20 protein-coding genes are annotated in these 20,868 nt (G+C 75.3%); 13 read left to right on the top strand and 7 right to left on the bottom strand.

The window, feature by feature from the left end; translation table 11 throughout:
- Positions 1–57: 57 nt before the first annotated feature.
- Entirely contained in the window at positions 58–1,269 is a 1,212-nt protein-coding gene (locus C8E97_RS15055; protein WP_121006027.1) for a cytochrome P450, read from the bottom strand.
- 110 nt (positions 1,270–1,379) lie between these two features.
- Here C8E97_RS15055 and C8E97_RS15050 point away from each other — a divergent pair, with 110 nt between their 5' ends.
- Positions 1,380–2,120 carry a TetR/AcrR family transcriptional regulator gene (locus C8E97_RS15050; protein ID WP_246018901.1) on the top strand — a complete coding sequence of 247 codons (741 nt, stop codon included), beginning with the start codon at positions 1,380–1,382 and terminating at the stop codon, positions 2,118–2,120.
- Positions 2,121–2,486: 366 nt separating this feature from the next.
- Here the strand turns inward: C8E97_RS15050 and C8E97_RS15045 are convergent, their stop codons facing one another.
- Complete coding sequence (locus tag C8E97_RS15045) at positions 2,487–3,803, bottom strand: NAD(P)-binding domain-containing protein (protein WP_121006025.1); 1,317 nt, start codon at positions 3,801–3,803, stop codon at positions 2,487–2,489.
- A 102-nt stretch (positions 3,804–3,905) separates the two neighbouring features.
- On the opposite strand from C8E97_RS15045, the gene C8E97_RS15040 reads away from it, so the two are divergent.
- Positions 3,906–4,760, top strand: a complete 855-nt coding sequence (locus C8E97_RS15040; protein ID WP_121011543.1) for a helix-turn-helix domain-containing GNAT family N-acetyltransferase — start codon at positions 3,906–3,908, stop codon at positions 4,758–4,760.
- Between the two features lie 15 nt (positions 4,761–4,775).
- On the opposite strand, the gene C8E97_RS15035 is transcribed toward C8E97_RS15040, so the two are convergent.
- On the bottom strand, positions 4,776–5,297 hold the full coding sequence (locus tag C8E97_RS15035; RefSeq protein ID WP_121006023.1) for a hypothetical protein: 522 nt from the start codon (positions 5,295–5,297) through the stop codon (positions 4,776–4,778).
- Between the two features lie 161 nt (positions 5,298–5,458).
- Between C8E97_RS15035 and C8E97_RS34560 the strand changes: the two genes are divergently transcribed.
- Complete coding sequence (locus C8E97_RS34560; RefSeq protein WP_170211858.1) at positions 5,459–5,617, top strand: hypothetical protein; 159 nt, start codon at positions 5,459–5,461, stop codon at positions 5,615–5,617.
- A gap of 153 nt (positions 5,618–5,770) precedes the next feature.
- Here the strand turns inward: C8E97_RS34560 and C8E97_RS15030 are convergent, their stop codons facing one another.
- Positions 5,771–6,286 (bottom strand): DUF1360 domain-containing protein, encoded by a 516-nt coding sequence (locus tag C8E97_RS15030; protein ID WP_121006021.1) that lies wholly within the window; start codon positions 6,284–6,286, stop codon positions 5,771–5,773.
- Between the two features lie 217 nt (positions 6,287–6,503).
- On the opposite strand from C8E97_RS15030, the gene C8E97_RS15025 reads away from it, so the two are divergent.
- Complete coding sequence (locus C8E97_RS15025; protein ID WP_147455121.1) at positions 6,504–7,043, top strand: DUF6292 family protein; 540 nt, start codon at positions 6,504–6,506, stop codon at positions 7,041–7,043.
- A gap of 157 nt (positions 7,044–7,200) precedes the next feature.
- On the opposite strand, the gene C8E97_RS15020 is transcribed toward C8E97_RS15025, so the two are convergent.
- The 3 genes from C8E97_RS15020 to C8E97_RS15010 form a co-directional block, all read right to left on the bottom strand.
- A complete protein-coding gene (locus C8E97_RS15020) occupies positions 7,201–8,133 on the bottom strand; it encodes an anti-sigma factor RsbA family regulatory protein (RefSeq protein WP_121006017.1) in 933 nt (310 codons plus the stop codon).
- The gene (locus C8E97_RS15015) at positions 8,130–8,999 is read right to left on the bottom strand and encodes an MEDS domain-containing protein (RefSeq protein WP_121006015.1); all 870 of its coding nucleotides are present in this window, start codon (positions 8,997–8,999) and stop codon (positions 8,130–8,132) included. The genes C8E97_RS15020 and C8E97_RS15015 overlap by 4 nt, the downstream gene beginning before the upstream one ends.
- Positions 9,000–9,358: 359 nt before the next feature.
- Positions 9,359–9,994, bottom strand: a complete 636-nt coding sequence (locus C8E97_RS15010) for an acetoacetate decarboxylase family protein (protein WP_121006013.1) — start codon at positions 9,992–9,994, stop codon at positions 9,359–9,361.
- 204 nt (positions 9,995–10,198) lie between these two features.
- Here C8E97_RS15010 and C8E97_RS15005 point away from each other — a divergent pair, with 204 nt between their 5' ends.
- The 9 genes from C8E97_RS15005 (at position 10,199) to C8E97_RS14965 (ending at position 20,412) form a co-directional block, all read left to right on the top strand.
- The gene (locus C8E97_RS15005; protein WP_121006011.1) at positions 10,199–10,420 is read left to right on the top strand and encodes a hypothetical protein; all 222 of its coding nucleotides are present in this window, start codon (positions 10,199–10,201) and stop codon (positions 10,418–10,420) included.
- A 255-nt stretch (positions 10,421–10,675) separates the two neighbouring features.
- Positions 10,676–11,605: a YihY/virulence factor BrkB family protein gene (locus tag C8E97_RS15000; protein WP_121006009.1), complete on the top strand. Its 930-nt coding sequence runs from the start codon at positions 10,676–10,678 to the stop codon at positions 11,603–11,605.
- Positions 11,606–11,996: 391 nt separating this feature from the next.
- Entirely contained in the window at positions 11,997–12,290 is a 294-nt protein-coding gene (locus C8E97_RS14995; RefSeq protein ID WP_121006007.1) for a hypothetical protein, read from the top strand.
- A gap of 143 nt (positions 12,291–12,433) precedes the next feature.
- A complete protein-coding gene (locus tag C8E97_RS14990; RefSeq protein ID WP_246018899.1) occupies positions 12,434–13,987 on the top strand; it encodes a SulP family inorganic anion transporter in 1,554 nt (517 codons plus the stop codon).
- Complete coding sequence (locus tag C8E97_RS14985; protein ID WP_121006003.1) at positions 13,984–16,749, top strand: DUF2309 domain-containing protein; 2,766 nt, start codon at positions 13,984–13,986, stop codon at positions 16,747–16,749. Before C8E97_RS14990 ends, C8E97_RS14985 begins: the two co-directional genes overlap by 4 nt.
- Complete coding sequence (locus tag C8E97_RS14980; protein WP_121006001.1) at positions 16,746–17,957, top strand: proton-conducting transporter transmembrane domain-containing protein; 1,212 nt, start codon at positions 16,746–16,748, stop codon at positions 17,955–17,957. Before C8E97_RS14985 ends, C8E97_RS14980 begins: the two co-directional genes overlap by 4 nt.
- Before the next feature lie 139 nt (positions 17,958–18,096).
- Positions 18,097–19,314 (top strand): hypothetical protein, encoded by a 1,218-nt coding sequence (locus C8E97_RS14975; RefSeq protein WP_121005999.1) that lies wholly within the window; start codon positions 18,097–18,099, stop codon positions 19,312–19,314.
- Between the two features lie 97 nt (positions 19,315–19,411).
- Positions 19,412–19,804: a hypothetical protein gene (locus tag C8E97_RS14970; protein WP_147455120.1), complete on the top strand. Its 393-nt coding sequence runs from the start codon at positions 19,412–19,414 to the stop codon at positions 19,802–19,804.
- A gap of 215 nt (positions 19,805–20,019) precedes the next feature.
- Positions 20,020–20,412 carry an STAS domain-containing protein gene (locus C8E97_RS14965; protein WP_121005995.1) on the top strand — a complete coding sequence of 131 codons (393 nt, stop codon included), beginning with the start codon at positions 20,020–20,022 and terminating at the stop codon, positions 20,410–20,412.
- The last annotated feature ends 456 nt before the right edge of the window (positions 20,413–20,868 follow it).

Genomic DNA, 20,868 nt, shown 5'->3' with positions numbered 1-20,868 from the left:
TATCGACCCCGACGGCCGGCCGGCCGGTGCGGCCCGCCGTCGGGATCCGGGAAACCTTCACCAGGTCACGGGGAGCTCGGTGACGCCACCGGTGATGGTGGTGCGGGTCTCCAGCTCCTCCACCCGCTTGGCGAGCCGCAGGCCGGGCACGCGGCGGGCGAGGGCGGCGAACACGACGCGCAACTCGGTGCGGGCCAGGCTCGCGCCGATGCAGAAGTGCCCACCGTGCCCGAAGCCGAGGTGGGCGCGTTCCGGGCGGTCGGGGTCGAACGCCTCGGCGTCGCGGTAGACCGAGGCGTCGCGGTTGGCGGCGTTGATCGACAGGACCACGGCGTCGCCGCGCCGGATGGTGACTCCGGCGACTTCGACGTCGACGTGCGCGTACCGCAGCAGCCCGAGGTCGCCGGGCGCGCCCAACCGCATGATCTCCTCGACGGTGGCGTTGACCCGGCCGTCGGGGTCCGCGGTCAGCGCCTCCCACTGGTCGCGGTGGGTGAGCAGGAAGAGCGTGCCCAGGCCGATGCGGTTGACCGTGGTCTCGTGGCCGGCGAACAGCAGCCCGACGCAGAGCCGGACCATCTCGTGGTAGTCGAACGTCGGGTCGGCGCTCTGGGCGCGCACGAGGTCGGAGATCACGTCCTCGCCCGGTCGCGCGCGCTTGGCCTCGACGAGCCCGACCATGTACCGGCTGAACTCCTCGAACGCCCGGTGGGCGTCCTCGCCGATGGCGAGGTTGGACATGCGCTCCGACAGCGAGTGGAAGTGCTCGCGGTCGCCCTCCGGCGCGCCGAGCAGCCGGCAGATCACGGCGACGGGCAGCGGGAACGCCAACCCGGCGTGCAGGTCGACCACCCCGTCGGGCGAGGCGGCGTGCTCGGCCAGCAGTCGGTCGAGGTAGCCGTCGACCAGTTCGTGCATGTAGCCGGAGAGCAGGTTCATCCGCTTGGCGGAGAACGCGGGGGTCAGCAGCCGACGCATGCGGGCGTGGTCGGCTTCCTCGGTCTCGTAGTCGCCGGTCGGCCCGTCCAGGATCGCGGCGGTCGACAGGCGGGAAGCCCGTTCCGGCTCGGGGTGGGAACGGCCGAGCCGCTTGTCGCCGAGCAGGTCGCGCACCTCCTCGTAGCGGGTGACCAGCCAGGCGGGATCCCCGGTCGGCGTGGTGACCCGCGCGACCGGCGCCTCCCGGCGCAGCACCTCGTACAGCGGCGCGAGGTCGAGGACGTTGGGCCTGGCGAACGGTAATTGCGGGCGCTCCGCGGCAATGCTCATGGCTCTCCTCCCGTGATCCTCAAGCACCCCGACCGTAGCAGTTTGTTGGCAGTGGCTGACTGTAAATTCGGCCCGGCCCGCCGGGTGGACGAGCATGTTTGAATCGCCCGGTGGGAAACGTCGCGACCGACAGGGAGCAGGTGGAGGTGCCCCGCCGGGGACGGCCGCCGGTGAGCGACCGGCAACGCCAGCGGCAGCGCCTGGAGATCTCGCGCCACGCGGTCCGCCTGTTCGCCGAGCACGGCGTGGCCGCCACCTCGGGCGAGCAGATCGCCCGAGCCGCCGGCGTCTCCGAACGCACGCTGTGGCGCGCCTTCCGCAGCAAGGAGAGCTGCGTGGAGCCGCTGCTCGCCAAGGCGATCGACGCCTTCCGCGCGGTCCTGCGCGCCTGGCCCGCCGAACTGGACCTCATCGAACACCTGCGCGCGGCGTACACGCCCGTCCTGGACTCGGCGTCGGACGCGGACCTCGACGCGGTGCTCGCCGTGGTCCGGATGACCCGTGACGAGCCGGCGCTGCGCGCCGTGTACCTCATGCTCAGGGAACGCTCGGAGGACACGTTCGCGGAGGTGCTCGCCGAGCGCTCGGGCGCCTCCCCCGACTCCGTCGAGGTCCGCGTGCAGGCGGCCGCGATGAGCGCGGTGCTGAAGGTGGCGACCGACCACCTGGCCCACGTCACGGCGACGGGCGTCACCCCCGGAACCCTGCGGCGACACCGCGAGGACGTCGCCGCCGCGGTCGACCTGGTCATCCGGGGGCTGTCGGACGACAGGAGAGGCCCCGGCCGAGGGCAGCGCGACGAGGTCGTCGTGACCGCGGGCAGCGCCGTGGAGGACGCCGGCGCATCGTGATGTCCACTGTGGACTCACGTGGGTCCGGGCGTGCGCCTCGACCGCGCGCCGGGCGCGTTCCGCGCCGAAGTCAGGTGCACGTGGCGGGGCCGGACCGCGGGGTCCGCCCGATCGGGTCCTGGTCCACCACCGCGACCCACGCCGGCCGCTCGGCGCCGTCGACCGCGCCGCCGCCGTTGTCCACCGCCTCGGCGAACGCGTGGAGCAGGCCGCTCTGGCGTGACGAGGCCGCGCGGACACCGGCCGGTCACGGCTCCGAGGCAGAACACCGCCGTGTCGCGCCCCATGTGCCAGCGCAGCACCCGCTTCACGACCACTCCCATGGCCGGTGAGAACGCGGTGGAGTTCCCCGCCGCCGGGCACGGTTCAGGGGCGCGGCCCCGGTGCCGCCAGCTCCACCGCGGCCGGCGTGCCGCAGCAACCGCCCGTGGCCGCCGGCTCCGCGTCGAACACCCCGGCCCCACCGCACACGCCCGTCCCCGGCAGGGTCAGCTCGACCCGCCGCGCGGCACCGTGGTCGCCGGCGATCTCCGCGACGACGCTGCGCACCTGCTCGTAACCGGTCAGGGCGAGGAACGTCGGCGCGCGGCCGTAGCTCTTCATGCCGACCAGGTAGAAGTCCGGCTCCGGCTGGCGCAGCTCCTCCGCCCCGTGCGGGGGAACCGTGCCGCAGGAGTGGACGTTCGGGTCGATCAGCGGCGCGAGCGCGGCCGGCGCCTGCGACGCCGGGTCGAGGTCGAGGCGGATCTCCGACAGCCACGACAGGTCGGGGCGGAACCCGGTCAGCGCGACGACCTCGTCCACCGGGCCGAGCCGCCGGCCGTCCTCGGACTCCAGCACCACCCCCTCGTCGACGCGCGTCACGGACACCGTGCGGAACCCCGTCACGACGGTCACGCGGCCCGCCTCCACCGCGGCGCGGGCCGCGACGCCCAGCGCGCCGCGCGCCGGGAGCTGGTCGGCCGCCCCGCCGCCGAACGCCGTCCCCGCCGCACCCCTGCGCAGCAGCCACGTGACGCGCGTGCCGGGGTGCCGTTCCGCGAGGTCGGCCAGCGCCACCAGCGCGGTCAGCGCCGAGTGCCCGCTGCCCGCCACGGCGACCCGCCCGCCCGCGTACCGCCGCGCCTCGGCGGCGAGGTCGGGCACCCGGTACGCGATCCGGTCGGCGGCGGCGCGTTCGCCGAGCGCGGGCAGCCCGTCGCCGCCCAGCGGGTTGGGCGTGCCCCACGTGCCGGACGCGTCGAGCACGGCCCGAGCGGTGATCCGCTCCTCGCCGGCGGCGGTCTCGACGTGCACGGTCAGCGGCTCGCGGTCGCGGCCCTCGGCCACGAGCCGGTCCCGCCCGCGCCGGGCGACGCCGACCACCCGCGCGCCGAACCGCACCCGGTCGCCCAGCGCGGCGGCGAGCGGCGCGAGGTACCGCGCGGCCCACTCCGCGCCGGTCGGGTGGTCGTCGGCCGGGGGCGGCGCCCACCCGGCGGTGTCGAGCAGCCGCCGTCCCGCCGGGTCGACCAGTTCCGACCACGGTGAGAACAGCCGCACGTGCCGCCACTGCGCGACCGCCGCGCCCGCGCGCGGCCCGGACTCCAGCACGAGCGGTTCCAGGCCCCGCTCCACCAGCCGGGCCGCCGCCGCCAAGCCGCTCGGACCCGCGCCGACGACGACCACCGGAAGTGCGCCCACGCGCCACCCCTTTCATAGATGAACCTCTATCAAGGCGTGACGGACTCTATCGGCGATCATCTATCAAAACAAGCATCGACGCCGATCTATAGAGTGGGCGGCATGACGACGCTCCGCCCGGTCGCGCTGCCCGACCAGGACGCCACCGCCTACGCCCGGTGGTTCGCCTGCCTCGCCGACCCGACCAGGGTCCGCCTGCTGCACGCCGTCGCCACCGGCCCTGGCGAGATCACCGTCGGCGCGCTGTCCGAGGCCATCGGCGTCAGCCAGCCGACCTGCTCGCACCACCTGCGCAAGCTCGCCGACACCGGGTTCGTCCGCCTCCGCCGGGAGGGCACCACCACCCTGGTGTCGGTGAACCGGGCCTGCTGCACGGGCCTGCCGCACGCCGCCGACGCCGTCATGGGCACCGTCGTCACCGGACCCCGCCGCAGCGCCGCACCGCCGACCGACGTCACCGTGCGCGCCATGACCGACGACGACTGGACCGACGTCCGCCACGTCTACGCCGAGGGCATCGCGACCCGCGACGCCACCTTCGAGACCGAGACGCCCAGCCGCCGCGCGCTCGACGCGAAGTGGCTGCCCGGCCACCGCTGGGTCGCCGAGGTCGACGGCCGCGTCGCCGGCTGGGCCGCCGCCACCCCGGTCTCCCCCCGCACGTGCTACGCGGGCGTCGCCGAGACCTCGGTGTACGTCGCCGCCGACGCGCGCGGCCGGGGCGTCGGCACGGCGCTGGTGCACCGGCAGGTCGCCGCCGCCGACGCCGCCGGCCTGTGGACGCTGCAAACCGCGATCTTCCCCGAGAACCGCGCGAGCATCGCCCTCCACCACGCCGCCGGCTTCCGCACCGTCGGGGTCCGCGAGCGCATCGCGCGGCACCACGGGGTCTGGCGCGACACCGTCCTGCTCGAACGCCGCGCCCCGTCGTCACCGGCGTGCGGGGAAGGCTGCTGACCGCACGGGTCGGCGTCACCGCGCCGGTCGCGTCCGCACGTGCTCGATGTAGGCGTCCACCCAGTGCCGCGCCCAGTCCCGGACCTTCGCCTCGATCGCCGGGTCCTGGAGGCTCTGCCGCACCTCGCCGCAGAACGCGCCCCACTCGGCCACGTGCGCCGGCGCCAACCGGGTCAGCGCGGCCTCCTTCGCGCACGCGGCGAACGCGCTCCGCTCCGGACCGGGGACGGTGTAGTCGGTTGGCCGGTGGCAGTCGTCCACCACCCGCCCGATGTCGGCTTCCGCGCGGACGACCATCTTCCTGGTGCCGGGCAGCCAGTCCGGCACCAGCCCGACCACGTTGCCCTTCAACCACTCCGCGTCGCGCGGGTCGGCGCCGGGGTGCCAGGGCGCGAGCCTGGCCAGTTCGCCGTCCACCGCGCGGGACAGTAAGGCCGCCTGCTCCGCCGACGGGGAGCACGAGGCGTGGGCGATCATCGGCACGACCGCCAGGCCCGCCGCGACGAACGCGGTGCACACGACTACCTTGACCTTCATAGGGCCCTCCAGAGGAGCCGGGAAACAAGATGCCTCCCGAATACCCCCGGTCCCCTGCCTATGCCGGCGCACCGGTCGAACCACTCGATCGAGCGCGGACGGACGCGCGGCACGGCGGGATCCGGCCGATCGGAGTCGCCTGGAATGGGTACGTGTACGGCATGGCCGAACACGAAGAAGCACCGCTCAACCCGGACCCGCCGCACTCGCCCGGCACGCCGGAACCGCCCGACCTCGACGTCGACCCCGAGCAGTTCATGAGCGAGGAGGAGCAGGCGGCCCGGCGGGACACCGCCGACGAGCCACCCGAGCCCTCGTAGGCGGGCGCGGGCGGTCGGGTGACCCGGCCCGGCGCGGACCCCGGCGCACCGGTCGCACAGCCGACCGGTGCGCCGGCCGGGTGACCCGCCGGGGAGCCCGCGCCCGTCAGGACCCGGCGGCCGGCGTACGCGAGGATTCGGCTCCGGCGTCCGTCAGGACTCGCCCTCGGCGCACCGCGTGGCGGCGGCGTAACCCAGGTGGAGCCAGTCCGAACCCGCCACGACGGCCAACGCGCCGGCGACCAGCCGGCTCGCCCGAGGCGCGAGCACGAGCCCCGCGGTCAGCGCGCCGGCGATCCACACCCCCGAGCAGAACGGGCAGCTGATCAGCTCTCCGACGGAGTGCCGGACGCCGGTGCCGCGCACCGACTCGGTGACCTCGGCCGGTCCCGCCGACTCCTCGTACCGGGTGAAGGGCGCGCGGACCACGCCGGCCACCGCGCTCTTGGTCAGCAACCGGCTCGACTTGTGGGTGGCCACCGCGAACAGGACGAGGTCCGACGCCGCCCAGCGCTCGGGCAGGCGCGCACCCCGCCGACGCCCCACGGCGACGGCCGCGCCGACCAGGCCGGCATAGGTGGCCAACGCTCCCAGGTACCCGCCCAGCGGGCGGTCGGCCCCACCGGAGTACGCGTCACGGACCCGGCCGAACATCGCGGCGATCGACATGCGCGAGGGGTAACCGCCCCCGCCGGCCTCAAACCGGCCGATCCCGCCGGCCGATCCCCGCCGGCCGAGCGACGCCCGTACGGGTGTTCCCCATGACCAGCCGTGGTAACTGAATCGGTACAGTAGCCGATAAACGGTAAAAAGCCGCACTTCCGGGTATCCGTGGACAGCGTCGAGCGGCCGACGCCAGGGACACGAGTGCTGGGCGGTAGTTGTGGTGGACGAGGAATTCGACGAAGCGGTGGCGCTGGAGTTGCGGCGCTACGTCAAACGGGTCACCGGCGCGCTGGGGCTCGGTGGCGACTGCTCCTACATCGACGCGGGCCCGCCCGCCAACGCCTACCTCGCGTTGGACGGCCGGCTGCCGTCGTTCCCCGACCGGGACGTGGCGCTGCTGTGGGACGAGGAGCACGGGTGGTCCGCGGCGCTGGAGACGCAGAGCGGGCTGGACCTCGTGACGGTCGCCTACCTGCACGGGTCGCTCGTGCCGCCGCCGGCCGCGGTCGCGCGGTTCGCGCACCGGCTGCTCCGCGGCGAGCACCCCGGCGACCCGCGCGCCGTGCGGCTGGCCACTCCGGGCGACCAGCGGACCCGGCTGCTGCCCCTGCTGCGGGCGGCCAACCGGGACGGCGCACGCCTGCTGCCCCTGCGGGTGTCGCTCGACCGCCCGGTGCGGTCCGGTACGAAGGTTCGCGGCGGCCTCGCCGTGGACGTGCCGCGCGAGGCCGTCGAAGAGGCTTCCCGCCACACCGTGTGACACCACGACCGCGCTTCCACACGAACCGACGATTCCGGGCGTCCGCCGTGCGACGAAGGTCGCGCGCCGGACGCCCGAGCGCGTGGCGGTCGGGCCACCGCCCCACCGCCGGGGGTGCGACCGGCTCACCCGTCCAGGCGCAGCAGGACGCGCACGCTCACCCGTCCAGGCGCAGCAGGGCCCGCACGGTCGTACCGTCGACCCCGGTGTGCACGCGGACGAGGTCCGCCAGGTCGTTCACCAGCAGCAGACCCCGCCCCGACGGCTGCCCCGGCTCCGCCGGCCGACGACCCGCCAGCGGATCGGCCAGCCGCCCGGTGTCGCGGACCTCGCACACCAGGTGGTCGTGCTCCCGCCGCACCGCCAGCCGGCTCGGCCCGTCGGTGTGCCGCAGGCTGTTCGTGGTCAGCTCGGTGACGATCAGCTCCAGGTCGGCCACACGGTCCTCCGGCAGCCCGGCCGCCACGGCGTGCCGCACCGCGAGCCGCCGGGCCTCGCCCAGCCCCGCCGTGCCGGTGATCACCACGACCCCCTCGCCGGGGTCCGGGAAGGGCTCGTTGTAGCGGGCCACCACCGCGTCGGGCGCGTAGTGGTCGCTGGCGTAGCGCCGCGCGGCCTCCCAGATCACCGGGTGCGTCGCCCTGGCGTCGGCCAGCGCGCGGTCGTCCAGTTCGGACGTGTCGTACGGGCACAGGATGGTGACGTCGCGGCCGGCGAAGGCCGCGTTGATCAGCGCCTCGTGCTGGGCGCACGCCGGGTACTCCACGCCCGAGCGGCCTGCCCAGATCGGCTCGCCGACGATCCGCACGTGGCGGTCGCGGTGCCGGTCGGCGAACCGGCGCAGCACCCGCGCGATGATCCGGCCGGGGTTGCGCCCCTCCTGCGCCATGTCGAGCAGGGTGACGTGCCGCGCGTCCGCGCCGAGGCCGTCCCGGACCAGGTCGAGCTTCCGCCCCGGCACCGCGATGGCGACCGGCTGGCCGGCGGCGAGGCCGTCGACGGCGAACGGGACCAGCGCGGCGAGGTACTCCTCGGCCGAGCCGTAGAACAGGGCGGGGTGGACGAACAGCTCGTCCGCGGGCGCGGTCATGAGAGGGGCTCCACCCGCACGTCGGGGAGGTCGAGGAGGGCGACGACGCGCGCCGCGCCTGCCCAGCCGGTGCGCAGCACGGCGGTCGCGCCCCGCCGCCGGGCGTGCGCGGCCAGGGTCAGCAGGCCGTGGTGGTCGATGAACGTCAGGTCGGGCGCGTGCACCACGAACTCGCCGTTCGACGGCTCGGGGTCCACGCGCGCCAGCAGGGTCGCCAGCAGTTCGTCGCCGCTGAAGTCGAGTTCGCCGCCGAGCTGGACGGCCGCGTCCGGCACGTGCCCGGCGTGCAGCCGGAACGGGCCCGGCCGGTTGGCGCGGGGGTGCACACCGACGAGCTGCGCCATGACGTCCTCCCCCAGTTCCGCCCGGTCGTAGCCGCACATCGCGGCGAACGGGCGACCCACCATGTAGCGGTCCACCAGGTATTCGTAGCGCAGGAGCGCGGCCAGGTGCGCGGGGGTCCGCACGAGGGCGGTGGCCTCGGCGACCACGCGGAGACCGGTGTAGCCGTCCGCCAGGGCCTCCTCGGTGGCCGCGGCGTGGGCGGCGACCAGGGCCTCCGGGTCGGTGACGGCGTGGCTCGCGGCGGGCGGGACGACCTGCGCCGCACCGCTGTCGAGCGCCGCGCCGAGCCCCGCCGTGCCGCGCAGCAGGGCGGTCAGGGCGTCGGCGTCGCCGGCACCGACGAGCCGGACGCGCTGCCCGAGGGCGAGCCCGTCGGCGAGGAACCGCCCGGCGCGGCCGGTGAACTCGCTCGGCTCGCCGTACGACCAGCACAGGTGCTCGTGCCGCCCGTGCCCGCACGACCGCCGGACGGCCACCGCCGACCCGCGCCGGTCCGGTCCGGGTTCACCGCTGTGCGTCATGACGTGCGGGTGCCCTTTCCGTGATTCCCTCGAAGGATGCACCGAACACCCGGCGGGTCGCCAGGCCGCGGGCGTGGCGGTCGGGCGTCGCGCGCACGGGATCGTGCGTCGCGGCCGGCTCGATTCCACCCGACCGGGTGACGCCGGCGGTGCGGGGCTTCGGTCGGCGCGGGTCTGCCACCAGGTCACCTCTCGGAGCGAGAAAGTAGTGGTGGGCTGCCTGCTGAACCCGGATGTCGGTCCGCGGCGGACGTGCGAGCCACCGCGATCGCGGAAGAGTCTACCCGGAGTGCCGTGGCCGCTGCGGCATCCGGTGGCACGCGCGCGTCGCACTCCCCCCGCCGGCGGACGGTGGCCCCTCATCCGCGCGACGACCGGGACCGGCGGGGACCGAACCGCAGCCGGAAGTCGGTGAGCGCCAGCCCGAACAGCGGCCGGGCCGCCCGCAGCCACCCCAGCGGCCCGGCCGGGTCGACGCGCCACGACAGCCGCGCGAACCCGACCCCGCCCCGGTACCGCAGCGGCGTCCGCGCCACGCCACCCGGCACGCCCTGCCACACCGACGCCCGCGCGCGAACCGGCAGCCGCCACCGCACCGGCCCGCCGAGCCGGACGGACGCCACCGCGCGACGCCCGTCGTGCGCCGACGCGGAGCCGCGCGGGTCCACCTCGAAGCGCGCCGCCTCCTTCGGGATGCCCCACAGCGCGCGCCCACCTGCCCGCGAGGCCGCGCTGTCGACCCAGGCGTGCGTGATCGACAGGCCGATCCGCGCGCCGCGCCGCACCGGGACCACGGCGACCAGCTCGTGGTACGCGAGCACGCCGCCCGGCCGGTAGTCGGCGAACGCGGTGCACACCAGCGCGACGCCCAGCAGCGTCAACGGCCTGGTCGGGGCGGGCAGCGCGGGCAGCGCCGACGACCGCACCAGCCACGCCGAGACCCAGCCGTCGCCGCGCAGGTCCCACGGTTCCGGCGGATGAGCTTCCTGGTGCACGTCACCCCCTTCGACGCCGTCGGCCCCGCACTCCCGTCACGATCACCGTAGGCGGTGCCGTGCGGCCGGGGCGGGTGAGGGTGTACCGTCGGTGGTATCGGGTGGAGGCGCCACTGGGCGCTCCCCGAACACACTCGCACCGCACGGCAGCCTCGCCACCGCTCGTGGTGAGCACGTGCCGGGTGCGGAGAAAGTCGGACACACATGCACTTCGTTCCTCGTCAGGACGCACGGGCGGACGCCCTGCGCACGACCCGCGCGACGGCCGCACAGCCGGCACACGGCCTGTTCAGCCACCCGGAGTCGCACGAGACCCACACCGGCCCGGCCCGGCCCGCCGATGAGCAGCGCACCTACACGGACCTGTTCCGCGAACCGGCGTGGCACCACGGCGTGCGGCCGACGGACACGTCCGCGCGACCGTAACGCCACCGGCACAGCGCACCACCAGCACGGGCACCACCAGCACGGGCACCACCGGCACTCCCCCGGCGCGCCGCCGCCGTCGTCGTCCCGCAAGCCGGAGCCGCAAGCCGGAGCCCGGAGCCGACCGGGTCGACCCTGCGGTCCACAGTGGACGGCGGCCGTCGCCCCGGCGGTGCGGCGCGCGCGAACCGTTCCCCCGCACCGCGTCCCGACGACGCGGTGTGCGCGAACCGCCCCGGGGGTAACCCCTCGCGCATGGCGCACGCACCCGACGCACCGACGCAACTGCCCGGCCGCTCCTGGTGGGCGGTCCTCAAGCGGACGGTCGAGGAGTTCGGCGACGACGGCCTCACCGATTGGGCCGCCGCGCTGACCTACTACGCGGTGCTGTCGCTGTTCCCCGGCCTCCTGCTGCTCACCTCGCTGCTCGGCCTGCTCGGCCCGGACGCCACGCGGTCCGTCAAGGACAGCCTCGACCTGCTGGGCCCCGGCGAGGCCCAGCAGCTGATCTCCGACGGCATCGACAACCTCCAGCGCTCCAGCGGCGTCGCCGGGCCGCTCGCGATCGTCGGCCTGGTCACCGCGCTGTGGTCGGCCTCCGGGTACGTGGGCGCGTTCATGCGCGCGGCGAACTCGATCTACGACGTCGAGGAGGGCCGCCCGTTCTGGAAGGTGATCCCGCTGCGGCTGGCGCTGACCGTCGGCGTGGTGGTGCTGCTGGCGCTCACCGCGCTCGGCGTCACGCTCACCGGCGGGGTGGCCGCGTGGCTGGGCGAGGTGCTGGGGCTCGGCGCGACCGTCGTCACGGTGTGGGACATCGCGAAGTGGCCGGTGCTGCTGCTGTTGGCCAGCCTCGCGATCGGCCTGCTGTTCTGGGCGTCGCCGAACGTGCGCCAACCGAGCTGGCTGTGGATCACGCCGGGCGGGCTGCTGGCGGTGCTGGCGTGGGTCGCGGCCTCCGCCGGGTTCGCCCTGTACGTGGCCAACGCCGGTTCTTACAACAAGACCTACGGCTCGCTGGCCGGCGTGATCGTGTTCCTGGTCTGGCTGTGGATCTCGAACCTGGCGTTGCTGCTCGGCGCGGAGCTGGACGCCGAACTGGAACGCGGCCGGCGCATGGCGGCCGGCCAGTCCGACGGCCGCGACCCGGTCGCGCCGCCGCGCGACACTCAGGCGATGAACTGAACCGCGCGGCGCGACCGCGTCCACCGCGCCGATCGGCATACCACACGACCGCCGACCCGATCACCGGATGACCGCCGCCGGCGCCGAGCGCGAATCGCGCGCCACCGCCGCTGCCGCACATATTCGCGATCAACCGGAAACACCGGTCGAACCGGTCACCGGACGGGAATAAGACCACCTCCCCGGATTTCGACCAATCCTCATGACAATTGACCAACCTAAGCGCTACGCCTCTCGCAGTAGTTCCCGTTGCTCTGCCGTTGAATGGCTACTTCAGGCCCTTGACGGCCGTTCCGCGCGTCCCCGATGATCGAGCGGCTTGCCCGGATTGCGGTCCGCGCCTTTTCGCGACCGCCGACCCGACAATCACCGACTTCCGCGGGGAGGTTCCGTGCGCGTGCTCGGCCTGCTCCTCGCGGCGCTCATCGGGGTCGCCTCCGTCGTCGGCGCGCGGGCCGACCAGCGCCCGCCGCAACCCGAAGTGTCCGGGCAGCACTCCCTCGTCGAGGCGTTGACCAGCGCTCTCCACCACCCCGAAGAGGGTGTGGCGGACGAGGCCAAGTCCTGCGAACCCGCTGTCGCGCTCCTGCGCGCCCTGGTGCGCACGGTGGCCGCCGCCCCCTCGACGGCGGTCGCCACGCGCGTCGGCGGCCGGGTCGCGCGCGGGCCGCCGGACGGTCGCTGACCCGTATCCACCACACCCCCGTCGAAACGACGGGCGGTGTCCCGGTCGCGCCCGAAAAAAGGACAAAACCGATGCCCGGTCAATCCGATCGAATCCGGCAAAACGGTCGACCACCCGCCGTGCGGGCACCCCGAAGACTTACGGTGCCCGACCTGAAGTCCGGTTTCCTGGTCGCCCTCATCGCACTGCCGCTGTGCCTCGGCATCGCGGTGGCCAGCGGCTTCCCGCCCATCGCGGGCGTGCTCACCGCCATTGTCGGCGGCATCCTCGGCGGGCTGCTCGGCGGCGCGCCGCTGAGCATCAAGGGCCCCGCCGCCGGGCTGATCGTGATCGCCGTCGGCGCGGTGCACGACCTGGGCCAGGGCGACCTCGTGGCCGGTTACCGGCGCGCCCTGGCCGTCGGCGTGGTCGCGGCACTCGTGCAGATCGTGTTCGGGCTGGTCCGCGCGGCAGGCGTCGGCGTGGTCATGTCGCCGTCGGTGGTGCACGGGATGCTGGCGGCGATCGGCGTCATCATCATCGCGAAGCAGGCGCACGTGGTGCTCGGCGTGCGGCCGACCGCGGACTCGACGTTCGGCCTGATCGCCGAGATACCGCGCAGCGCGGCGCACGCGAACCCGTTCATCCTCCTGGTCGGCGCGCTGTCGCTGGTGCTGCTGTTCGGGCTGCCGCTGGTGCGCGCCCGCTGGAGCAGGCTCGCGCCCGCGCCGCTGGTGGTGTTGGCGGTGGCCATCCCGATCGGCCTCTGGCTGCACCTGGACCGCCCGCACGACTACACCTTCCTCGGCGCGCAGCACCACCTCGGACCGGAGTTCCTGGTGCGGCTGCCCGGTTCGCTGCTGGACGCGATCACCTTCCCGGACTTCTCGCAGGTGTTCAGCGCCACCTCGGTCCAGTACGTCGTGATGTTCGCCCTCATCGGCACGATCGAGTCCACGCTGACGGTGCTCGCCGTCGACTCGATGCGCCCGGCCGAGCGCGTGTCGAACGTCAACCGCGACCTGCTCGCGATCGGCACGGGCAACCTCGCCTCGGCCCTGATCGGCGGCCTGCCGATGATCTCCGAGATCGTGCGCAGCAAGGCCAACGTGGACGCGGGCGCGACGAGCCGCTGGTCCAACGTCTGCCACGGCGCGATCCTGCTGCTGTTCGTCGCGCTGGTACCCGGCGTCGTGCAGACCATCCCGCTGGCGGCGCTGGCCGCGATGCTCGTCTACACCGGTTTCCGGCTGGCCTCGCCGGCGGGCGTGCGGCACATCGCCCGGATCGGGTGGGACCAGCTCGCGCTGTTCACCACCACCCTGCTGGTCACCCTGGCGACCGACCTGCTGGTGGGCGTCGCGTCCGGGTTGGCGCTCAAGGTCGTGCTGCACCTGGCGCGCGGTGTGCCGGTGTCCGCGTTCCTGCCCCGACCTCAGGTCACGGTGGTCGGCGAGGTGCTGCGCGTCCGGCTGCGCGGCGCGGCGGTCTTCCCGGCGCTGCTGCCGGTGCGCAAGGCGATCACGCGCGCCGGCCGGGGTGTCACGAAGGTCGTCGTGGACGTGCGCGACGCGGTCCTCGTGGACCACACGTTCCTGGCCAGGCTGGACGAGCTGGCGCGGGAGCTGCCCGCCGCGACCCTCGTCGTCGAGGGGCTCGACGGGCTCGTGCCCGCCTCGGACGACCCGCACGCCACCCGCCGCGGGCGGTCGCGATGACCATCGCCGAGCTGGTGGGGCGCGCCGCGGCGCTGCTGCCCGAACAGGGGCCGCTCCAGGCTTTCGTGCACCACAACACCCTGCACGCCTTCGAGCACCTGCCGTTCACCGACGCCGTCACCCGTGCGGCCGGGGTGCTCGGCACCGAGCCCTACCAGGGCGAGGCCGCGTTCCACGGCTTCCTGCGCTCGGGCCGGATCACGACGGCCGACCTCGACGCCGTGGTCGCGGCCGAGGTCGTCGACGACGGCGTGCCCGTGGTGCCCGGCGGCCCGACGCCGCGCCGGTTCCACGAGGTCCGGCTGCGCCACCACGTCGAGGTGCCGCGCGGCCCGGCGCTGGACTGGCTGCTGGCCGAGACCGACGCGGTGGACGCGACCGACCCGCGGTGGGACCTGCTGCGGTCCTGCGCGCCGCCGCCGGCCGCACCGCCGCCGCGCCCGCGGCCCCGCGACCGCGTCCTCGCCGCGACCGGCGTCGACCCGGACCACCTGGCGCACCCGCTGCTGATCCGGTTCACGGCGGCGTTCCTGGACCAGGGGGTCGCCCTCTGGCCGATGCCGGGCCGCGAGCACGGCCTGCTGGCGGCGTTCCGCGACCTCTACGGCCGGGCGGGCGGTCCGCCGGACCCGTTCCTGCGCGGGCTCGGGGCGTGCCTGCGGTCCCAGCGCGGGTGGTCGGCCGAGCGCACCGCCGAGTGGGCGCTGGCCGAACTCGGGGTGCCCGGCGAGGACCGGGCCGAGGTGGTCACCGCGACGCTGCTGTCGTTGCGGGGCTGGGCGGGCATGGTGCGGCAGTTCGAGCTGCGACCCGACCGCGCACCGGTCGAACCGCGTGCGGCGCGGCTGGTGGACTACCTGGCCGTGCAGCTGACGCTGGACGTGTTCGCCACGCGCCACGTGCTCGCGACCGCCGAGCCGGGCGACGGGGTCGGGCGTGGTCCGGCGGGCGGGATGGCCGGGGCGGACCGGACCGCTGGGGTGGGAGTCGTCGGTGCCGCGACGGGTCGGGGCGCGGGGCTGGAACTGGCCTACGAGGCGTTCGTGCTGGCCCGGTTGATGGACGTGCCGCTGACCGACCGGGCGGGTGCGGCGGCGTGGCTCGCCGTCGTGGACCGGTGCGACGAGGTGGAGCGCCGTCGCCTGCTGCACCTCGCCTACGAGCGGCGGCACCGGATCGGCGTGCTGGACGGGCTGGCCGCGCACCAGCGGGTCGCGACGCCGGCGGGCGCGGTGGCGTTCCAGGCGGTGTTCTGCCTCGACGAGCGCGAGGAGTCCGTGCGCAGGCACCTGGAGGAGTGCTGCCCCGCCGCCGAGACGTTCGGCTACGCGGGGTTCTTCGGCGTGGCCATGCACTACCGGGGCGTCGACGACGTCCGGTCGCGCCCCCTGTGCCCGGTGGTCGTGACGCCCCGGCACGCGGTGGTCGAGCGGCCGGTGCGCCCCGGCCGCCCGCCGCGCCGCCTGCGGGCCCGCTGGACGCGGGCGGTCGCGGTGGGCAGCCGCACGCTCGCGGGCGGCGCGGTGGCCAGCGTCGCGCTCGGCGTCGCGGCGCTGGTGTCGCTGGTCGGGCGGTGCCTGTTCCCGCGTGCCGCGCACCGCTGGACGCGGCGGCACGGCACTACCCCGCCCACGCGGCTGGCGCTGGGCTTCACCACGGCGGAACAGGTGGACGTCGTGGCGACCCTGTTGCGCACCACCGGGTTGAGCCGCGCGCCCGCACCGCTGGTGCTCGTCCTGGGGCACGGCTCGTCGAGCCTGAACAACCCGCACGAGTCCGCGCACGACTGCGGGGCCACCGGCGGCGGGCGGGGCGGGCCGAACGCGCGGGCGTTCGCCGTCATGGCCAACGACCCGGCCGTCCGGAGTGGACTCGCCGAGCGCGGGATCACCGTGCCCGACGGGACCTGGTTCGTCGGCGGCTACCACAACACGTGCGACGACTCGATCACCTGGTACGACGAGGACCTGGTGCCCGACGCGCACGCGGAGCCCCTGCGCGAGGCCAAGACCGCCCTCGCCGAGGCGTGCGTCCGCGCCGCGCACGAGCGCTGCCGCCGGTTCGAGACCGCGCCGACCGACCTCGCCCACGCCGCCGCGCCCGCGCACGCGGAGACCCACGCCGTCGACCTCGGCCAGCCCCGGCCGGAGTACGGGCACGCCACCAACGCGGTGTGCGTGGTCGGGCGGCGGTCGCGCACCCGCGGGCTGTTCCTGGACCGCAGGGCGTTCCTGGCCTCCTACGACCCGGCCGCGGACCCCGACGCGACCCTGCTCGCCGCGCTGCTGGCGGCCGTCGGGCCGGTGTGCGCGGGCATCAACCTGGAGTACTACTTCAGCTTCGTCGACCCGACGGGCTACGGCTGCGGGACCAAGCTGCCGCACAACGTCACCGGCCTGATCGGCGTGATGGACGGGCACGCGTCCGACCTGCGCACCGGTCTACCGTGGCAGATGGTGGAGATCCACGAGCCGGTGCGGCTGCTGCTCGTGGTCGAGGCCGCGCCGGGGCGGCTGGCCGCGATCGTGGCGGCGAACCCGGCCCTGGACCGGCTGGTGTCCGGCGGTTGGGTCCAGCTCGTGGCGTGGGAGGCGGACGCGCTGCACGTGTTCCAGGACGGCGCGTTCCAGCCGTACGCGCGGGAGCGGACGGTGTTCCCGGTCGTGGCGCGGTCGGTCGACGTCTACGCGGGCTCGCGCGACCACCTCGACTGCGCGCACGTGCTGGCGGAGGAGGTCGACGTGCCGGTGCCGGTCCCGTGAGCGGGGCGCTGGTCGGGGCGGTCGCCGCGCCGTTCGCCGCGTTCCTGCTCCTCGCGGCGGGCGCCGGTCGGCGGGTGCCGCCGGACGAGCGGGTCGTGTCGGCGGTGGTCGTGCTGGCGGCGGCGGTCTCCGCCGGGCTGCTGTGCGCGGTCGCGTGGTCCGGCCCGGTGGAGGTGGTGCTCGGCACGTGGTTCGCCGGGTTCCCGCTGGTGCTGGTGGCCGACGGGTGGTCGGTGCCGGTGGGCGTGCTGGCCGGGCTGCTGGGCGCGACGATCAGCGCGTTCTCCCGCCGCTACCTGCACCGCGACCCCGGCTACCGCCGGTTCCACCTGCTGCTGGCGCTGTTCGTGGCGGGCGTGCAACTGGTGGTGCTCGCCGGGACGCTTGACCTGCTGGTCGTCGGCTGGGAGCTGACCGGGCTGGCGTCCGCGCTGCTCATCGCGTTCTTCCACCGGCGGCGCGGCCCGGTCGCGCACGGGCTGCGCGCGTTCGCCACCTACCGGGTGTGCGACGTGGGCCTGGTCGGCGCGGCCGTGGTCGCGCACCACGGCGGCCCGCCGCTCGCGGTCGGCGTGCTGCTGCTGTGGGGCGCGATGGGCAAGGCCGCGCAGTTCCCGCTCGGCGGGTGGCTGCCGCGCGCGATGGAGGGGCCCACCCCGTCCACCGCGATCTGCTACGGCGCGATCTCGGTGAGCCTGGGCCCGTACCTGTTGCTGCGCACGGAACCCGTGTGGTCGCAGGCGCCGGCGGTGCCGGTGCTGATCGGGGTCGTCGGCGGGGTGACGGCGGTGCACGCGGCGCTCGTGGGCCGGGCGCAGACCGACGTCAAGACCGGCCTCGCCTACGCGTCGACGACGCAGGTCGGGTTGGTGCTGGTGGAGATCGCGGCGGGTTGGCACGTGCTCGCGCTGGCGCACCTGCTCGGGCACGCGGCGCTGCGCAGCGCCCAGTTCCTGCGCGCGCCCAGCGCGCTGCACGACCACCACCACCTGGAGCAGGCGCTGGGCGGCCCCGTGCCGCGCGCCGGCGCGGTGTGGGACCGGCTCCTGCCTCGACCGGTCCGGTCGTGGCTGTACCGGTTCGCCCTGGAGCGCGGTTACCTGGACGCGCTGGTGGTGGAGCGGGTGGTCGGCGGGTTCGCGCGGCTGGTGCGCCGGTGCGCCGCGGCCGACGAGCGCTGGGTGCGCCGGCTGGCGGCGACCCGATGACCGCGCCGACCGCGACCCGACCACCCCGGCACCGGCCACGACCGGCAGGCCCACGCGGCCGGTGCGCCGACGCGCGCCGACCCATTACGGGCGACGAGCACCGGACGCGGCGAGCGGAGAGCATCCCGGTGATCGCGGTGTGGCGGGCAACGGCGGTCGGCCGGCTCGCACGGCCGACGCGTCGACCCACCACGGGCGGCGAACGCTGGACGCGGCGGACGGCGGTGTCCCGGTGATCGCGTCGGCGGCGGTCGTCGTGGTGTGGCTGGTGACCGCGCTCGCGGTCGGCGCGCGGGTCGACGCCCGCGCGGCGCGGCGCGGGGCCGTCATCGGCGCGGCGGCGGCGTTCTCGCTGTCGCTGGCGGCGATCCCGGTGTCGTCGGGGACGGCGACGGCGGTCGTGTGCTCGGCGTTCTGCCTGGCCGGGCTGCTCGTGGCGGCGTTGAGCCCGGTCGCGTCGCACCCGCCGCGCGTGCTGGCCCGCGCGCTGGCGCTGGTCGGGCTGGCCTGCGCGTTCACGGTGGTGCGCGTGGAGGTCGTCGACGCGGCGCTGTGGGCGGTGACGGCGGCCGTGGCGTGGTCGGGCGCGCGGGACCGCCGGCTGTTCGCGGTCTACCACGTGCCGAGCGTGTTGCTGGTGCTGGCCGGCTCGGTGGTCCCGTCGCCGGCGGGTGACGTGCTGGTGCTGCTCGGGGTCGCGGTGCGGGCGGCGGCGGTCCCGCTGCACAGCTGGTTCCCCCGGTTCGTGGCGCGCACGCCGACGGGCGTCGTGGCGGCCTTCCTGCTGCCGCTGGGGTTGGTGGCGCCCGCCACGCCGCTCGCGGCGGCGGTGGGCGCCGGTGCCGCCCTGGTCGGCGCGGTGTTCGCGGTGGTGCAGACCGACGGCACGCGCGCGGTGGCGTTCCTGCTGGCGAGCGCGAACGGGGTGGCGCTGGTGGGCGGCGCGCGGCCGGCGGCGGCGGTCGCGGCCACCGGGCTGGCGATGACCGCGGCGGCGCTGGCGGCCCGGCGGGGACCGCTGTCGCTGACCGCGCCGGCGGGCGACCTGGCGCGCACGCCCCGGCTGGCGGTCGCCTACCTGGGCTTCGGGCTGGCGCTGGCGGGTTTCCCGCTGCTGCCGGGGTTCGCGGACGTGCACCACCTGCTGGCGCACCCGGCGGGGTTCGTGGTGGCGGCGCTGGTGGTGGCCGTGGCGGTCGACGGGGTGACCGTGCTGCGCGGCTTCCTGGGCCTGTTCGCGGGCCGCCCGGAGGACACCGGTGAGCGCGACCTCACGCCCGTGGAGCACGGCGCGGTGGCGGTGGCGCTGGTGCTGCTCGCGCTCGGCGGCCTCGCGCCGGGTCTGACGGGGTGGTGACCGGCACCGTCGACCACCCGAACCGGTCTCACTCGATCCGGGGGTCTCCCGGTCGTCGGCAGTCCCCCTCGGCGGGTCGGCTCTTACAGTGGTGATCATGAGCAGGAGCACCGTGCCGGTCGCCACGCCCCAGGTGTGGCTGCCGACCTACGACCGCGGCCTGGTGCGCGCCGACCTGCTCCTGCGGGTGGGCGCGGCGCTGCTGCTGACCCCGGACCCGCCGCTGCCGTACGGCATCGTGGTCCAGCTCCACGGCGACGCCGACGGCCAGCGGGGCCGGGCGCACGAGTACGTGATCACCCACGCCGAGAGCCTGGAGCGCGCCGAGCAGGTGATGCTGGAGATGCTCGCCGAGATCGACCGGGCGCTGACGACCGGGCAGTCCGGCGTCATCGAGTTCGACGCCGAGGGCAGGCCCTCGCTGGTCAGCCTGCGCCCGGTGGTGGCGGTCGAGGTCGAGGTCGGGGTGGAGCAGCAGGGCATCGGGTGACCGGGCCCGGCGCCGGCACCGCACGGTGGGGTGCCGCGACACCCGACCGTGACACGGTCTTGTCACCAAGAGTAGTAACCTCTTCACTGATTGTGGATGGCGGTGGGGCGGGCGTATGGTGGAGCCCTTCACTGCGTTTGACGTCGTGACGTCGGCCGAGCGGTCCGGTTGAGCAGCCAGCCTGCGTTCGGTGGCTCGGAAGCGGGAGGTTTCTCGTGGACGACCGGCTCAACAGGGGTGGACCCGTCAGGATCGAGACGACCGTGGTCGGCGACGCGGTCGTCGTCTGCGTGGCGGGCGACGTGGACATGGCACCGGCGTGCAGTCCCCGGAACGAGGTGCTCGGCAGGCTCGACGCCCGGCCCAGCGCGCTCGTGGTCGACCTCAGCGAGGTCACGTTCTTCGGCTCGCCGGGCATCTCGGCGCTGGTGGCGGCCAGCCAGAAGGCCGAGCGGCTCGGTGTCCGGTTCGCCGTCGTGGCCGACCAGCGGGCGGTGCTGCGGCCCCTCCAGGTGACCGGCGTGGCGAGCACCCTCGACGTGTACGCGTCCCGAGCCGACGCCCTCGACGCGCGGCCGGGGGTGCCCGCGCCCGGTTCGGGTTCATGAACACCACAGGTGTGGATCTCCACTCGTTCGGGTAGTCATGACTTACCGTGCGCACGTGTCAGCGCGGTAGAGCCGCTGCGGCGGCTCGGCCGGGTCCGGCGCGGTGCCGTTGAATCACCCAGCGCCCGCGCTGGGCCCGGTGATCCCTTCCCGTGCAGCGCGGCGCTCCCCGCCGCCGCACTCCTCAGCCGCACTCCTCAGCCGCACTCCTCAGCCGCCCGGCCGCACGCCGCCCCACCGGCCCGCCTCGGCACTTCTCCGGCACGGCGCTCCCCCCGTCGCAGCGCTTCTCCGCCGCCCGGCCACCGCCCCCGCGCGCCGTTCCCCCGGCCCACCCGAATCCGTGATCATCGCTTTCCCACTACCCGGAGAACCGGTCCCGGAATGGGCGATCCGCGCCCTCACCACCATTCCGACCCACGCTCCCCACCGCGACTCGCGGCTTGCCGACCTGCG

This window comes from Saccharothrix australiensis (genome assembly GCF_003634935.1).
Lineage (GTDB): Bacteria > Actinomycetota > Actinomycetes > Mycobacteriales > Pseudonocardiaceae > Actinosynnema > Actinosynnema australiense.
The sequence above is the reverse complement of the archived record's forward strand: the minus strand, read 5'-3'. Positions and strand labels throughout refer to the sequence as shown.

Coding starts and splice junctions, on each gene's coding strand:
- C8E97_RS15055 (WP_121006027.1), bottom strand. CDS start 1,269: ATGAGCATTGCCGCGGAGCGCCCGCAATTACCGTTCGCCAGGCCCAAC.
- C8E97_RS15040 (WP_121011543.1), top strand. CDS start 3,906: ATGACGACGCTCCGCCCGGTCGCGCTGCCCGACCAGGACGCCACCGCC.
- C8E97_RS15035 (WP_121006023.1), bottom strand. CDS start 5,297: ATGAAGGTCAAGGTAGTCGTGTGCACCGCGTTCGTCGCGGCGGGCCTG.
- C8E97_RS34560 (WP_170211858.1), top strand. CDS start 5,459: ATGGCCGAACACGAAGAAGCACCGCTCAACCCGGACCCGCCGCACTCG.
- C8E97_RS15030 (WP_121006021.1), bottom strand. CDS start 6,286: ATGTCGATCGCCGCGATGTTCGGCCGGGTCCGTGACGCGTACTCCGGT.
- C8E97_RS15020 (WP_121006017.1), bottom strand. CDS start 8,133: ATGACCGCGCCCGCGGACGAGCTGTTCGTCCACCCCGCCCTGTTCTAC.
- C8E97_RS15015 (WP_121006015.1), bottom strand. CDS start 8,999: ATGACGCACAGCGGTGAACCCGGACCGGACCGGCGCGGGTCGGCGGTG.
- C8E97_RS15005 (WP_121006011.1), top strand. CDS start 10,199: ATGCACTTCGTTCCTCGTCAGGACGCACGGGCGGACGCCCTGCGCACG.
- C8E97_RS15000 (WP_121006009.1), top strand. CDS start 10,676: ATGGCGCACGCACCCGACGCACCGACGCAACTGCCCGGCCGCTCCTGG.
- C8E97_RS14985 (WP_121006003.1), top strand. CDS start 13,984: ATGACCATCGCCGAGCTGGTGGGGCGCGCCGCGGCGCTGCTGCCCGAA.
- C8E97_RS14970 (WP_147455120.1), top strand. CDS start 19,412: ATGAGCAGGAGCACCGTGCCGGTCGCCACGCCCCAGGTGTGGCTGCCG.